This is a genomic window from Bacillus sp. FSL M7-0558, assembly GCF_038003245.1.
GTDB classification, from domain to species: domain Bacteria; phylum Bacillota; class Bacilli; order Bacillales; family Bacillaceae; genus Bacillus; species Bacillus pumilus.
Genome location: NZ_JBBOOU010000001.1, coordinates 981747 through 996642, shown reverse-complemented (window position 1 = coordinate 996642; position 14896 = coordinate 981747). Strand labels below are relative to the sequence as shown.

13 protein-coding genes are annotated in these 14896 nt (G+C 41.9%); 3 read left to right on the top strand and 10 right to left on the bottom strand.

Annotated features, from left to right (window positions below; translation table 11 throughout):
- Positions 1–188 precede the first annotated feature (188 nt).
- Both MHB79_RS04815 and MHB79_RS04810 read left to right on the top strand, forming a co-directional pair.
- Positions 189–620: an Rrf2 family transcriptional regulator gene (locus MHB79_RS04815; RefSeq protein ID WP_050945422.1), complete on the top strand. Its 432-nt coding sequence runs from the start codon at positions 189–191 to the stop codon at positions 618–620.
- A 159-nt stretch (positions 621–779) separates the two neighbouring features.
- Positions 780–2255, top strand: coding sequence for a catalase (locus tag MHB79_RS04810; RefSeq protein ID WP_050945423.1), 1476 nt, complete (start codon positions 780–782; stop codon positions 2253–2255).
- 40 nt (positions 2256–2295) lie between these two features.
- On the opposite strand, the gene MHB79_RS04805 is transcribed toward MHB79_RS04810, so the two are convergent.
- Positions 2296–2679 (bottom strand): YqzG/YhdC family protein, encoded by a 384-nt coding sequence (locus tag MHB79_RS04805; protein ID WP_226804858.1) that lies wholly within the window; start codon positions 2677–2679, stop codon positions 2296–2298.
- Positions 2680–2807: 128 nt separating this feature from the next.
- On the opposite strand from MHB79_RS04805, the gene MHB79_RS04800 reads away from it, so the two are divergent.
- Positions 2808–3056, top strand: a complete 249-nt coding sequence (locus MHB79_RS04800) for a YhdB family protein (RefSeq protein WP_024426598.1) — start codon at positions 2808–2810, stop codon at positions 3054–3056.
- 35 nt (positions 3057–3091) lie between these two features.
- Here MHB79_RS04800 and MHB79_RS04795 read toward each other — a convergent pair whose 3' ends face one another.
- The 9 genes from MHB79_RS04795 to MHB79_RS04755 all read right to left on the bottom strand — a co-directional run bounded on the left by MHB79_RS04795 (position 3092) and on the right by MHB79_RS04755 (position 14686).
- Entirely contained in the window at positions 3092–3976 is an 885-nt protein-coding gene (locus MHB79_RS04795; protein WP_340989172.1) for a GNAT family N-acetyltransferase, read from the bottom strand.
- A 252-nt stretch (positions 3977–4228) separates the two neighbouring features.
- Positions 4229–4879, bottom strand: coding sequence for a response regulator transcription factor (locus MHB79_RS04790; protein WP_321999229.1), 651 nt, complete (start codon positions 4877–4879; stop codon positions 4229–4231).
- Positions 4876–6021 carry a GAF domain-containing sensor histidine kinase gene (locus MHB79_RS04785; RefSeq protein WP_050945426.1) on the bottom strand — a complete coding sequence of 382 codons (1146 nt, stop codon included), beginning with the start codon at positions 6019–6021 and terminating at the stop codon, positions 4876–4878. The genes MHB79_RS04790 and MHB79_RS04785 overlap by 4 nt, the downstream gene beginning before the upstream one ends.
- A gap of 151 nt (positions 6022–6172) precedes the next feature.
- Positions 6173–7918 carry a phospho-sugar mutase gene (locus MHB79_RS04780; protein ID WP_340989170.1) on the bottom strand — a complete coding sequence of 582 codons (1746 nt, stop codon included), beginning with the start codon at positions 7916–7918 and terminating at the stop codon, positions 6173–6175.
- A 345-nt stretch (positions 7919–8263) separates the two neighbouring features.
- Entirely contained in the window at positions 8264–9925 is a 1662-nt protein-coding gene (gene glpD / locus MHB79_RS04775) for a glycerol-3-phosphate dehydrogenase (protein ID WP_113386892.1), read from the bottom strand.
- A 139-nt stretch (positions 9926–10064) separates the two neighbouring features.
- Positions 10065–11561: a glycerol kinase GlpK gene (gene glpK, locus MHB79_RS04770; protein ID WP_003212099.1), complete on the bottom strand. Its 1497-nt coding sequence runs from the start codon at positions 11559–11561 to the stop codon at positions 10065–10067.
- A 15-nt stretch (positions 11562–11576) separates the two neighbouring features.
- Positions 11577–12392 (bottom strand): MIP/aquaporin family protein, encoded by an 816-nt coding sequence (locus MHB79_RS04765; protein WP_003211784.1) that lies wholly within the window; start codon positions 12390–12392, stop codon positions 11577–11579.
- A gap of 213 nt (positions 12393–12605) precedes the next feature.
- The gene (locus MHB79_RS04760; protein ID WP_003212480.1) at positions 12606–13163 is read right to left on the bottom strand and encodes a glycerol-3-phosphate responsive antiterminator; all 558 of its coding nucleotides are present in this window, start codon (positions 13161–13163) and stop codon (positions 12606–12608) included.
- Positions 13164–13345: 182 nt separating this feature from the next.
- The gene (locus MHB79_RS04755; RefSeq protein ID WP_340989168.1) at positions 13346–14686 is read right to left on the bottom strand and encodes an aspartate aminotransferase family protein; all 1341 of its coding nucleotides are present in this window, start codon (positions 14684–14686) and stop codon (positions 13346–13348) included.
- Between the last annotated feature and the right edge of the window lie 210 nt (positions 14687–14896).

Here is a 14896-nt window from a genome sequence, read left to right as displayed (position 1 = left end):
CGTCATTCCTTCTTTCAAAAGATGTATTTTAAATACATCTTTATCGTAACGGATGATAGCTTATAAAAGCAATATTTATAATACATGTTTTTAAATGTTGACACATTTAACACTTTCTCGAACAGTTTTTGTCTAAAATGTGTTACGATGATACATACAAAACTCTATCAGGTTTAGAGGTCGTCAAAATGAAACTAACGAATTATACAGATTTCTCATTAAGAGTACTCATTTATTTAGCATCAAGAGAGAACAATGAACTGTCAAATATTCAGCAGATCGCCGATGTTTATGGCATCTCTAAAAATCATCTGACAAAGGTGATTTATCATCTTGGAAAACGCGGCTATGTTGAAACGATCCGTGGAAGAAATGGCGGAATTAGGCTTGGGAAAAGCCCAGAAAGCATTAACATTGGAGAGGTTGTCCGTTATACAGAGGATGATTTAGTCATGGTTGAATGCTTTGATCCAAGGAAAAACAGCTGTATCATTTCCCCGATTTGTTCATTAAAGCATGTACTTCATGAAGCACTTACTGCTTACTTGCGCGTTCTTGACCAATACACATTAAAAGACTTAACTCAAAACAAAGATGCTCTTAGAGAGCTCCTCCTTTAGGCGAAAGAATTCTATTCTTTCGTCTTTTTCTTTACCTTCTTGTAATAATAATTAATTTAAAATTATTATAAATAGATATTGACTATCATGTTTGATTCAATATAATTAGGGTATATAGATTGCTAGAAACCATTTTTTTGTTTACAGGAGGAGAAAAGAATGACAAATTCAAATCATAAAAATTTGACAACGAACCAAGGCGTACCTGTTGGCGATAACCAAAACTCAAGAACAGCTGGTCACCGCGGACCTACATTTCTTGATGATTACCATTTGATTGAAAAACTTGCACACTTCGATCGTGAACGTATTCCAGAGCGTGTTGTTCATGCGAGAGGCGCCGGCGCTTATGGTGTGTTTGAAGTTGAAAATAGTATGGAGAAACATACAAAAGCAGCCTTCTTAAGTGAAGAAGGAAAACAGACAGATGTTTTTGTTCGCTTCTCAACAGTTATTCATCCTAAAGGTTCACCTGAAACATTGCGTGATCCGCGCGGCTTTGCTGTCAAATTTTACACAGAAGAAGGCAACTATGATCTAGTTGGTAACAACTTGCCGATCTTCTTTATACGTGATGCATTGAAATTCCCTGATATGGTTCACTCTCTCAAGCCAGATCCTGTAACCAATATCCAAGATCCTGACCGTTATTGGGATTTTATGACCTTAACACCTGAATCCACTCATATGCTCACATGGCTCTTCTCTGATGAAGGAATCCCTGCGAGCTACGCTGAAATGCGCGGTTCTGGTGTGCATACATTTAGATGGGTCAACAAATATGGTGAAACAAAATATGTGAAATATCACTGGAGACCTTCAGAAGGTATTCGTAATTTATCTATGGAAGAAGCAGCAGAAACCCAAGCGAATGATTTCCAGCATGCGACAAGAGACTTATATGACCGCATTGAAAATGGCAACTACCCAGCATGGGACTTATATGTCCAGTTGATGCCGCTTAGCGATTATGATGATCTTGATTATGATCCATGTGATCCAACAAAGACATGGAGCGAAGAAGATTACCCGCTTCAAAAAGTAGGACGCATGACACTGAACCGCAATCCTGAGAACTTCTTTGCTGAAACAGAGCAAGCTGCTTTCACACCAAGTGCACTTGTTCCAGGAATTGAAGCATCTGAAGATAAATTGCTTCAAGGTCGTCTGTTCTCTTATCCAGATACGCAGCGTCATCGTCTTGGTGCCAACTATATGCGCATTCCGGTGAACTGTCCTTATGCACCTGTACACAATAATCAGCAGGATGGCTTTATGACAACGACTCGTCCAAGCGGTCATATTAACTATGAACCAAACCGTTACGATGATCAGCCAAAAGAAAATCCTCACTACAAAGAAAGTGAACAAGTTCTTCACGGTGATCGTATGGTGAGACAAAAAATTGAAAAACCAAACGATTTCAAACAAGCTGGGGAAAAATATCGAAGCTACTCAGAAGAAGAGAAACAAGCATTGATCAAAAACCTAACAGCTGACCTGAAAGACGTAAATGACAAAACAAAATTACTTGCGATCTGCAACTTCTATCGTGCAGATGAAGATTACGGACAACGATTAGCCGATTCACTTGGCGTGGATATCCGCTCATACCTTCAAGGAAGCATGAAATAATTGATCCGGAAAGGGCACCTCTAATAAAGAGGTGCTTTTTTTATAACCGGAATACGTTAATACTAATCAAATGACCGGTCACCGGGTGAAAATAGATTTCTGCATGCGCAGCAAAAAGCGTTGAGCCTTCCTTCACTGTGACGCGAAAAACATCTTTTGTCTGATCTTCATTTACTTGTGTACGCCCGATATATTGATAATCGTTTAAAGCGGCGCCTTCATATTCCTCTTGCAACGCTGTGTACGCAAGTCTTTCCCAATTTTCAACAGGCTGCATCGCTGCATTTGTTGCAGGATGGATCATGAAACTGCCAAACAAAACCATTCCCGCTGCAAAAGGCACCCACCATTTCGGCTGCATGATATCATTGATCTCACTTTCATGTATATTTTGTTTATGTTGTGCTGATCGATCCATTTTCATACATGAAGCATTTATTCAGCCTATAATTCCCGGTACACGATTGATGCGGACACCAACTTTTCCCCTGAAAATGTCGATATGTTCCGAGCAAACTAATGAGGACTTCTCAAGGGAAAGGAGAAGGTTTGATGAATGTGGCGGATTATGATAAAGCACTTTATTATACGCATCGCTCGCAATGGGATAATTTACTTATTCTTATGGTACGTACGCAAGATGACTTGCTCTCGAAACGTATTGAGCATTTCTTACACGCGTATCAATTTAACCGGAACGATGCTGATGTTGAAAAATGTTTATATGGGCTCCTGCAGTACATTGACCATGCTTCAGAGGCCGCTGCTTCTGAAGTTTATTCACAACCGATGTACACATAAAGAAAAAGGCTGATTATCAGCCTTTTTACATACATTTAGCAGTGCGCAGTGATTGGAAGCATAAAGTGGTCTTTTACCCAATCTCGTTTTGTATAAACAAACAGCGCATCCTCGTCATTTGGTGCCTTCACCGAGTGTAAGCCGTCAATTGACGTATCAGGTGTAAAATAGAACATCACTTTTTCCGTCGTTTCATTCACAATATGTGCAACAACTTCCTCTATATTTTGTGGCTCGAGAGAAATGATATCAAAGACATGTATGGTTTCATTTTCTTCATTCATCAGAACAATCGTATCCAACGCTTCAATATAGAAAAGGGCATCCGGCCAAACCAATGTAAAATAAAACATCAATAAGCTGCCATGATGCTTAGCGTCTAATTTCTTTGAGCCCGTTTGGCGTTTTTCTGCGAACTGTTCGAGTAATGGCAGGTCATGTTCCAATGTCAGCTGCTTGAGACGCATGTCCTTTTTTATATGAATGGCGCTTTTGCTGATATCTAGACTAAACTCACTTTCGTGGTACCGTGTAAAGCCGAATTTTGGATAAAAATCCAGTACAGTTTCATTGGCAAAAAGAAAAATCAAATCACAATCATGTTCGTACGTATCCATAATATGCTCCATTAACTTTGTCGCTAATCCTTTATGGCGATAGGCTTGATCCGTCATCACCGTGCCAATTTGAACAGCTCGATACGTTTTTCCATCAATGATCAGTGACATGAGGTAAACGGAAGCGTTTGAGATCACTTTCCCGTGATGGACAAAGGAATAAGGAATATATTTTTCATCCCAATACCCTCTTTTGTACCAGTCACTAAAATCCAAATCAAATGTATTGATCGCTAGCTTATTAAAGCTTTCTTTCAATTTTTCATTATGGCGATAATCACTCACTAATTCATATGTCTCCATGCTCATTTCCTCCTTTTATCATTTCACCTTTAGTCAGCCGGTTTATCACCTCCTTCAAAATAAAAAAAAGACTTGATGAGCATATACTCATCAAGTCTTTTATCGTTTTACTCATAGAAATTAGACTGAACATGCTTCTCTTTTCACGCAAAAGGGCACGTCAAATAAACCAACAACCGTGCTCTTTTTATTCAATTCATTGAACTGAATGTGCGCTTAAAAGTTTTAGCATAACGACTAAATTCCCTTCTGTTATAGCAGCTCTTTAGGCTGACTTTTTTGATAATCCACTGCATATAGAGCCGCTTGGGTACGATCTGCCAGCTCTAGTTTTGATAATACATGAGATACGTGCGTTTTGACAGTTTTTTCAGAAATAAACAAGGATGAGGCAATTTCTTTATTGCTTTTCCCCTTTGCAATTTCGAATAAGACATCTCGCTCTCTATTGGTCAGCTCTTTTATTAACTCCCATTTTTGCTCTTTTGGCTCAGTCAAATGCTGCACAAGAAAATTGGTGATATGACCATCTAATTGATAGGTGCCCTTTTGTACGTCAATCATTGTCGTAAGAAGTTTTTCTGGCGCTACATCCTTGAGCTGATAGGCTTTTGCCCCTGCTTGAATGGCGGGAATAACATAATCTTTATCCGCATAGCTTGTCAGGATCACAATGCGGGTATCAGGCATTTCCAGCGTCATTTGTTTCGTTGCCTCAATGCCATTCATTACAGGCATCGATAAATCCATGAGAACGATGTCAGGTCGCGTTTGTCTGACAATTTCTAATGCTTCTTCTCCATTAGAAGCCTCACCAACAATTTCGACGTCAGGCTGTGTCTGCAGGAAAAACACAAGCCCTTTTCTCACAATATGATGATCATCTGCAATGACAACTCTCATGACGACCCCTTCCTTTCTTGAGAAAATGGCACCTTCACTTGAATAGTGGTCCCTTTACCGAGCTCAGACTCTATACAAAATGTTCCACCAGCTCTTTTGATACGGTCAGACATCCCTTTCAGACCAAGTGAAGGGAGGCTCATTTGCTCGTCATACTGAAACCCTTTACCGTGGTCGATGATTTTCATCTCAAACGTGTCTTTTGATTGTTCCAGCTGGACTTTAACGTCCTCTACTTCCGCATGTTTTTGACAATTATTCAGCGCTTCCTGGCATACCCGAAACAACGTTTCATGCTGAGTATGATCCATCTCCATACAACCTGATAACGATAATGTACAGCGTAATCCTAAAAGCTTTGCATACTCTTGAATCCCTGTTGTGAATCCTTTTTCAAGTCCTCTTGGCCTTAGCTGCCAAATGAGTGACCGCATTTCAACCAGTGCATCTTGTGACAAATGCTGAATAAAATCAATCATTTCCCCTAGATTCTGATCGTTTGTCATTTGACGGGCGGCTTTAGCAGTCAGGCTGACTGAAAATAGCATTTGGTTAACGGAATCATGTAAGTCCTGTGCAAGCCGGTTTCTTTCTTCCAAAAGAGCATGCTGATGTTCGTTTTGCACAAGCTTCATCCGTTGAATGGCGGTACCAATTTGAAGCGCAATGCTTTCAAGCAAGTTCAATTCTTCTTGCGTAAATGTGACTTTTCCTTTTGCCGCCACATTCAATAACCCGAACGTACGCTTACATGCTTTAAGGGGAACCGTCGCATGATGTGTAATTCCTTCAGTGTCCCCAAGCTGCTTTTTAACCGCCGTTTCGATGCGTTTACAATTCATAATGTTTGTGGCTGATTGGAGTGAGCCCTTTGTGTATCGATTGATGCAATAGCAATCGTTTTGACACATGAGCTGCTTTTGATGCTTTGCCAGCGCTTCTGGTAAGGAGACCTCTGCCATCAGTTCGTACGAGCCGTCTTTTTCTATAAAATAAATCCATGCGGAATGAAAGCCTGTGACATCCATCAGCATATGGAGCACTTCATGAAGCGTATCTTTTATTTCCAAGCCTTCATTTAGCTTTTCAGCAATTTCTTTTAGCGTTTTTAATGTTTCAACCTTCTCTTGATATTCTCCCATACTGTTTACCCCCGGCATTTGCTGCCTTCTCTTTTCATTACGCTCATTATATCATGAGCATTCTGCCGGTTCTTTCGCTAAAAGGATGATTTTTTCTCATCCTTTTGATGGAGAAAAAGCCATCATGTATTCACACAATGGCCTTGTTTGTTTATTTAGCTGTTTCTTCCACAATTTCATAAACGACTTTCATCACTTCTTCTGACAAATGCTTCAGCTTTTCTTCGCTATCTGTTAACGATGTACCTTTGACAGCAATATAAAATTTCACTTTAGGCTCAGTTCCGGAAGGTCTTAAGCAGAACCACGAACCATCCTCAAGGAAATATTTCAGCACGTTTGATGCTGGAAGGTGAATGGTTTCTTCTTTCTTTTCGGCAATCAGATATCTTTGACTTGATTGGTAATCCTCGATGACAGTGATGCGCTGACCCGCGATAGCAGCTGGCGGATTTGTTCTAAAGGTATGAAGGATCGCTGAAATTTGCTCTGCTCCTTCTTTTCCTTTTAAGGTTAACGACTTTAACCCTTCTCGGTAAAATCCAAACTCCTTGAAAATATCAACTAGCGCATCGTACAAGGACTTGCCTTGTTTTTTATAGAAAGCAGCGACTTCGACAGCTAACAGCGCTGCTTGCACCGCATCTTTATCTCGAGCAAAGTCACCGATCAAATAGCCATAGCTTTCTTCGTACCCGAATTGAAACGTGTATTCTCCGCTCTCTTCGAATTGCTTGATTTTTTCACCGATAAATTTAAAACCAGTAAGCGTGTCAATCGTATGGGCACCAAATGCTGAAGCAACAGCACGCCCAAGCTCACTTGTGACAATCGTTTTCATCACAACGGGACGAGGCGGCAGCTGACCAAGCTTTTGTTTTTCAGACAATAAATAATGGAGCAATAGAGCTCCTGTTTGGTTGCCTGTTAAGACGGTAAACTTTCCATCTTGATCTCTGACCGCAATACCTAGCCTATCCGCATCTGGGTCTGTTGCAATGAGGATATCGGCATTCTGCTTTTCGCCAAGCTCGATCGCATACTCAAATGCTGCATGCTCCTCTGGATTTGGCGATGTCACTGTTGAAAATTGTGGATCTGGTCTTTCCTGTTCAGGTACAACGGTTACATGCTGATAGCCTAAAGCTTGAAGCCCTTTTCGGACAGGGTCGTTGGCCGTACCATGAAGCGGTGTGAAAACGACTTTGACATCGACCTCATCTGCCAGCTCAGGGTGCACACTGATGGTTTTTAATTTTTCAATATAAGCATGATCGATTTCTGCTCCGATCATGTTGATCAGCCCTTGTTGTTTTAACGTTTCTTCTGAATCAACTGAAATCGACAGTTCATTTTCTATTGCATCTACTTCTTGAATGACTTGATCTGCTTGAAGTGGCGGCAGCTGTCCACCGTCTTCTCCATATACTTTATAGCCATTATATTCTGGTGGATTATGACTTGCTGTTACGACAATCCCAGCAAATGCATTCAGCTCTCGAACAGCAAAGGAAAGCTCCGGTGTTGGACGCAGTTCGTCAAACACGTATGTTTGGATGCCCTGCGAGGCAAGTGTTTTGGCTGCTTCCATCGCAAATTCAGGCGATTTATGGCGTGAATCATATGCAATGGCGACGCCTCTTCTTTTTGCATCCTCTCCATGTTTCGCAATATACGCAGCAAGACCTGCAGATGCTTTACGAACCGTGTACACATTCATTCGGTTCGTGCCAGCACCAATCTCCCCGCGCATTCCTCCAGTACCGAACTCAAGGTTTTTGTAGAAACAGTCTTCAAGTGCTTGTTGATTATCTTGATGTGCCTCCAGCCATTCCCTTAGCTCAGTATCCAGGTGCTTCTCATTGATCCATCGCTCATAATTCGTCTTCCAACTCATGGTCGTCCTCCCAGCTCTTATCATCAATAAAATAACCTCTACTGCTATTTTATATGGAATCATCCTCTATGTCATGCTATATCATTGGGAGATGAAGAAAATGCTGAACAAATAAAAAAGCCGATGCATGATCGGCTTTTACTTATTGCTGACAAAGGGCTAAAATGATCTTTATTTTAGTTCTTTGTCTTCCTTTCAGCGTAGTCTGAAAACCCTTGAAGTCTAGAAAGGACGAGCACCGGAGCGGAGCGAATTTGACATTCGTGAGCACCGGCGCACAGACCTGACAAAGAATGCGAGGGTTTGTCTACACGCTGAAAAGCCGATGCATGATCGGCTTTTCTTTTATTCAGCATCAAGCGGTACAACTGCTTCATGGAATAGTTGATCTAGTTCTGTTTGATGCTTCTGTTTTACTGCTTCATCCCAGCCAAAACGCTCTGCCATATAATCAGCGACAGGCTGTGCATATTTTTTTGCCCAGTTGATATTAAATAGTAGGCTTCCTGTTCTTCTTAAGAAGAAATCGACAGGAGTAACAGCTAATTCTTCTTCGATTGCATAGACAAGCTCTGCGAGTACATACGCTGGAATGTTTCGTTTGTCTGCTTCACCTTGAAGCTGCTCTACACGCTTGAAGAGACTGCTGACGTTTGAGCCATATTTTTCGGCAAGTTTTTGAGCAATCGGTTCTGTTAAACCAACAGATGCACCTTCTGCTGTTTTCGCTTGGACAAAGGAAGCCATATTTTTAGATCCGCCTACATGACCGCCTGAAATTGGCATGTGCTTTGTTTTACATGGTCCAAAGTCTTTGCCTGTTTCTTCTTTTAGTCCATCACGTACAAGATTCACAATATGCTCAGCCATTTTGCGGTAGCCTGTTAATTTACCGCCAGCAATGGTGATTAAGCCTGAAGATGATGTCCATACTTCATCCTTACGAGAAATTTCTGAAGGGTCTTTGCCCTCTTCATGAATGAGTGGACGAAGACCAGCCCAGTTAGATTCAACATCTTTTTCTGTAATATTGAGATCAGGGAACATGTATTGAATCGCATTGATGACATAATCACGATCTGCTTTTGTCATACGCGGATGTTCCAGCTGCTTTTTGTACACTGTATCTGTTGTACCAACGTACGTTTTGCCTTCTCTTGGAATCGCAAAGACCATCCGTTTATCAGGTGTGTCAAAGTAGATCGCTTGTTTTAATGGGAAGACTGATTGGTCGAATACTAAGTGAATACCTTTTGTATGCTGTAAGTGCTTCCCTTCTTTTGAGTGATCCTTGTCTCTTAGTTGATCGACCCATGGACCTGTCGCATTGACGATTTTCTTCGCATATACATCGTAGGTTTTCTGCGTCATGACATCTTCAATGACAACACCGACAACTTTGCCTTTATCATAAATAAATTCTTTTACTTTCGCATAGTTGACCGCTTCTGCTCCGAATTTCACAGCCTCTTTCATGACTTCGATTGTGAGGCGTGCATCGTCCGTACGGTATTCAACATAGTAGCCGCCGCCTTTTAAGCCGTCCTTTTTCACAAGCGGTTCTTTTGCAAGTGTTTCCTTCGCGCTCAGCATGCTTCTGCGTTCGCTATGCTTGACGCCAGCTAAAAAGTCATACACTCTAAGCCCAATGGATGTTGAAAACTTACCGAATGTCCCGCCTTTATGCATCGGAAGAAGCATCCATTCTGGTGTTGTTACATGAGGACCGTTTTCGTATACAATGGCACGCTCTTTACCGACCTCTGCGACCATTTTTACTTCAAATTGTTTTAAATAACGAAGTCCACCGTGCACTAGTTTCGTTGAGCGGCTAGATGTACCTGCTGCGAAATCCTGCATTTCTGCAAGACCGACGCGCATTCCGCGTGAAGCCGCATCAAGTGCTGTACCCGCGCCTGTAATACCCCCACCAATGATAAACACATCATATGGTTTTTTTGTCATTTCCTGCAGCATTTGTTCTCTTTCTAAGCTAGAAAAAGTCATCTCTTGTTCCTCCCATGTTGTACGGTAAAGAAAAAGAGACCGCAAACACCCAAAGCGTATTTCTACACTTCGGTGCCTGCGGTCTCTCCAGTTCTCCAACCGTTCTATTAACTTAATTGAAGTATATCATACTTTTGGTTTATTTGAAAGCTTGAGCTGCTTTTACAGCCTTTTTCCACCCGCTATATAACGAGTCACGGCTGCCTTCCTCCATCTTAGGTTCAAAGCGCTTGTCAAGGTTCCACTGTTTTGCAATGTCTGAACGGTCGTTCCAGAAGCCAACTGCTATTCCCGCAAGATAGGCCGCACCGAGTGCCGTCGTTTCATTAATTTCTGGACGCTCTACAGGCACATCCAGTAAATCACTTTGGAAGCCCATTAAGAAATCATTCTTTACAGCTCCGCCATCCACACGCAATGTTTTTAATGAAATATTTGAATCCTTTTCCATCGCATCTAACACATCTTTCGTTTGATAAGCAAGTGATTCTAACGTTGCACGGACAAAGTGCTCTTTAGAAGTACCACGTGTTAACCCGAATACAGCGCCTCTGACATCACTATCCCAGTATGGTGTGCCTAGACCAACGAATGCAGGAACGACGTATACGCCATCTGTTGACTCAACGCGCTCTGCATAAGCTTCGCTGTCTTTCGAGTCTTTAAACATTCTGAGTCCATCACGCAGCCATTGAATCGCTGAGCCAGCAACGAAAATACTTCCTTCTAAAGCATATTCAACTTTGCCGTCAATGCCCCATGCAATCGTCGTTAATAAACCATGATCCGACTTAATGGCTTTTTCCCCTGTATTCATCAACATGAAACATCCTGTACCATATGTGTTCTTCGCCATTCCTTCTTCAAAGCAAGCCTGACCGAATAAAGCAGCCTGCTGATCTCCCGCCGCTCCTGCAATCGGAATATTTCTGCCGAAGAAGTGATAGTCAGTTGTTTCACCATAAATGTGTGAAGATGGTTTCACCTCTGGAAGCATAGAAGCCGGTACGCCAAGGATATCAAGTAATTCTTCATCCCATTTCAGATCGTAAATGTTGAACATTAATGTTCTTGACGCATTGGAGTAATCTGTGACGTGTGATTTACCGCCTGTCATCTTCCAAATAAGCCAAGTATCGATTGTGCCAAACAGTAAGTCGCCATTTTCTGCTTTCTCACGGGCACCTTCAACATTGTCTAAGATCCATTTTACCTTTGTACCTGAGAAATAAGCATCAATAAGAAGACCTGTTTTATTTCTAAACGTTTCATTGTGTCCTTGTTCTTTTAACTCTTCACAAATGCCAGATGTTTGTCTTGACTGCCAAACAATTGCATTGTAAATAGGTGCGCCTGTATGTTTATCCCAAACAACCGCTGTCTCACGTTGGTTCGTAATTCCGATACCAGCGATTTGGTCTGCTTCAATTCCTGATTCAATTAAAGCAGTTGAAATGACCGATAGAACAGAGCTCCAAATTTCATTTGCATTGTGTTCTACCCAGCCTGGGTTCGGAAAATATTGATTAAATTCCTTCTGAGTTGTATGTGCAATTTTGCCTTCTTGATCAAATAAGATCGCTCTTGTGCTTGTTGTCCCTTGATCTAGTGCAAGAATATATTTTTCTTTTGTCATGATGTTTTCCTCCCCTTACATACTTTCATTTACAGCATTTGTTTGGTTTTTCGTAGTGATATAGAGTCCTAACAATACCACAACTAAAATAACGCTTACAATCCAAAAGGCTGGAGTGACGTTCGCTTTAAAGGCTGCATTGTAGAAAACACCGCCAAATGCGCCGCCTAAAATTGGACCAACGACTGGCACCCAAGCATACTTCCAATTCGATGGGCCTTTCCCTGGAATCGGCAAGATCGCATGTGCGATTCTCGGACCTAAATCACGTGCAGGGTTAATTGCATAACCAGTTGTTCCACCTAAAGAAAGACCAATTGCAACAATTAAGAAACCAACAATCAGCGGATTGACTCCGTCTGCAAATTTATTTGCACCAATCGCTAAAATTCCTAGAACCAATACAAATGTACCGATGACTTCACTAAGTACGTTTGCAAAAGTATGCGGAATCGCAGGACCAGTTGAGAATACACCTAGCTTTGCACCTGGATCATCTGTTGCTTTCCAGTGCGGTAAGTAATGTAAAAAGACAATAGTAGCCCCTATTAATGCGCCAAGCATTTGACCAACAATATACATTGGAACATCAGCCCAAGGAAAACTTCCTTCTAGCGCAAGCCCAATTGTGAGTGCAGGGTTTAAATGAGCTCCACTAATTCCACCAGTTGCATATGCTGCAATGGCTACTGCAAATCCCCACCCGAAAGCGATTACAATCCAGCCGGATTGATATGCGAGTGATTTCTTTAAATTAACTGCCGCACACACACCGCCTCCAAAAATAATGAGCAGCATTGTACCTACGACTTCTCCCCAAAATGGTGTCATGAAAAATTCCTCCTCTGGTTCAGTTGCCATCCCCTATGAATGTGTAGAAAAGATAAAGAAAAAGATCCACAACAAACATACTTTACATCAGGGTCATTTGTCACCTAGTAAAGCGTTGTTGTGGATCTCCGTTTCTCCATCACATGATATTAACTTAGTGCTATAGTATCAGAGGATGAAAACGTTGTCAATAAATATTCACATTTTATCTTTTCACTTTTGGAACGCTTTCCAAAGGGTGGTATTTGAGGTCGTCACTGCTGTAGCCCCTGCTTCAAGCGCTCTTTCTACATCTTCTTTTGTACGGATAAATCCGCCTGCAAAAATCGGGATCCCAGTTCGCTCGCGCACTTCTGTAATTAAATCTGGCACGACGCCCGGCAATACTTCAATAAAATCTGGACGATGTTTCCCAACGAACTCCATGCTTTTTTCCATGGCACTCGTATCAAGTAAAAACATTCGCTGAATGGCATATACCTTTTTTTGCTTGGCTTTTACTATGACAGAAGACCTAGTAGAAATAATTCCTGCTGGCTTCATTTCCTGACAAATAAATTCCGTTCCATACTCATCATGTTTAATCCCGTGAATGAGATCGACATGGACAAACATTTTTTTGTGATGAGCATTTGCCTCATTCATGATGCCCTTAAGCCGGCCTAAGTGAACATCAAGTAAAACACCATATGTAAATGGACTTTTTAAAAATTCCTCAAATTGCTTCATATTGCGTACAGCAGGTAAAATGGGTTGATCATGAAAACTCATAAGCCGTCTCCTTCAAAAGTGTATTGAATCAGTCTTCTCCTAACAGTAATTGAAACTCTTCTATTTTTCAATACACCTAGTGTGCCCAATACCGATTTCATCTCACATCATCTTCAGAGAACTAGCTCAAAATGATGAAAAGCAAACTTTTATTCCATAAAAAAAGCAGAGAAGTCTCTCTGCTATAGCTGTGCCATGCTTTCTTTTAAGGTATTGATGATAAATGAGGCGTCATCATCTGTTATATTAAGCGGCGGTGCAAGTTGGGCAACGTTATTATAGCCGGCCACTGTATCCCCATTTTTCCCGATGATCAGTCCGCGTTTTTTACATTCAGCAATCAATTGACCGACGACATGTGGCTCAGCTGGTTTTTTGGATTGTTGATCCTGAACAAGCTCAATGCCAAACAGCAAGCCTTTTCCTCTGACATCTCCGACAAATGGGTGTTCTTTTAACTCTTGCAAACGTTCAAGCATATCCCGGCCGAGCGCATCGGACCGTTCCACCAGTTGCTCGTTTTCCATAATCTCTAGGTTGGCAAGTGCCACTGCACAGGAAGCAGGGTGCCCGCCAAATGTATTCACATGACGCAGCCTGTCATACGTATCTTCTCCTGCATAGGCTTCATAGATTTCTCGTTTCACGCACGTTGCAGAAAGCGGTAAATAACCGCTTGTGATCCCTTTTGCCATGGTGATAATATCCGGCTCTACTTCCTCATGCATAAAACCAAACCGCTTCCCTGTCCGGCCAAATCCGCAGATGACCTCATCTACAATGAGAAGCGCTCCATGGGCTTCACAGATGTCTTTGACCTTCTTCAAATACCCTTTTGGCGGCATTAGGATACCTCCGCCCGTAATGATCGGCTCCATAATGACCCCAGCTATCGTCTCACTTAGTTCCCACGTCATGGCCTGATCTATTGCCATAGCACTTGCCAGATTCTCTTGATCCTCAGGATGACGATACACATCAGGCGGTGCGACATGAATAAAGCCCTGACCTAATGGTTCATATTTATATTTACGCTGCGCTTGACCGGTTGCGGCAAGAGCAGCTGCTGTATTGCCGTGATACGACCGGTACCGGGAGATAAACTTTGTCCTAGTACTTTCTCCTTTTTGCTCATGATATTGTTTGGCCATTTTAAATGCAGCTTCATTGGCTTCAGAGCCACTGTTAGAAAAGAAGATGACATAGTCCCCGCCAAGCCACTCATTTAGCTTTTCAGCCAGCTGAATCGCCGGCACGTGGCTTTGTGTAAGCGGATAGTAAGGCATTGTCTTTAATTGCTTATACGCCGCTTCTGCAAGCTCTTTCCGGCCATATCCGGCATTTACACACCAAAGGCCTGACATCCCGTCTAAATAACGATTTCCATGAATATCTGTCACCCATGCGCCTTCTGCCTCGTGAATGACCATACTTTCATTTTCCTTGTTTGTTCCTTTCATTTGATGCCAGATCAACTGATCATCTTTTGCCTGAAGATTTTGAGCCTGCTCATGTATTTTCATCTTCCCGCCCCCATGTATCCGTTTTCATCATTAAAGAAGCTTAGACCAATTCAGCAGCACATTGCCTCTCCATTCATTATATGGATGAAACGTGAGGCATATGAAACTGGAACCAGGCCGCCCGTAAGAGAGAACCAATCCGTTACTTTCATTATAAAAAAGGGGTCAGGCCGATTACATTAGACAGATCGTCAACTGATTGAGCACCAG

Excerpts from the sequence above, each read along its gene's own strand:
- MHB79_RS04815 (WP_050945422.1), top strand. The coding sequence starts at position 189 with ATGAAACTAACGAATTATACAGATTTCTCATTAAGAGTACTCATTTAT.
- MHB79_RS04810 (WP_050945423.1), top strand. The coding sequence starts at position 780 with ATGACAAATTCAAATCATAAAAATTTGACAACGAACCAAGGCGTACCT.
- MHB79_RS04805 (WP_226804858.1), bottom strand. The coding sequence starts at position 2,679 with ATGAAAATGGATCGATCAGCACAACATAAACAAAATATACATGAAAGT.
- MHB79_RS04800 (WP_024426598.1), top strand. The coding sequence starts at position 2,808 with ATGAATGTGGCGGATTATGATAAAGCACTTTATTATACGCATCGCTCG.
- MHB79_RS04795 (WP_340989172.1), bottom strand. The coding sequence starts at position 3,976 with ATGGAGACATATGAATTAGTGAGTGATTATCGCCATAATGAAAAATTG.
- MHB79_RS04790 (WP_321999229.1), bottom strand. The coding sequence starts at position 4,879 with ATGAGAGTTGTCATTGCAGATGATCATCATATTGTGAGAAAAGGGCTT.
- MHB79_RS04785 (WP_050945426.1), bottom strand. The coding sequence starts at position 6,021 with ATGGGAGAATATCAAGAGAAGGTTGAAACATTAAAAACGCTAAAAGAA.
- MHB79_RS04780 (WP_340989170.1), bottom strand. The coding sequence starts at position 7,918 with ATGAGTTGGAAGACGAATTATGAGCGATGGATCAATGAGAAGCACCTG.
- glpD (WP_113386892.1), bottom strand. The coding sequence starts at position 9,925 with ATGACTTTTTCTAGCTTAGAAAGAGAACAAATGCTGCAGGAAATGACA.
- glpK (WP_003212099.1), bottom strand. The coding sequence starts at position 11,561 with ATGACAAAAGAAAAATATATTCTTGCACTAGATCAAGGGACAACAAGC.
- MHB79_RS04765 (WP_003211784.1), bottom strand. The coding sequence starts at position 12,392 with ATGACACCATTTTGGGGAGAAGTCGTAGGTACAATGCTGCTCATTATT.
- MHB79_RS04760 (WP_003212480.1), bottom strand. The coding sequence starts at position 13,163 with ATGAGTTTTCATGATCAACCCATTTTACCTGCTGTACGCAATATGAAG.
- MHB79_RS04755 (WP_340989168.1), bottom strand. The coding sequence starts at position 14,686 with ATGAAAATACATGAGCAGGCTCAAAATCTTCAGGCAAAAGATGATCAG.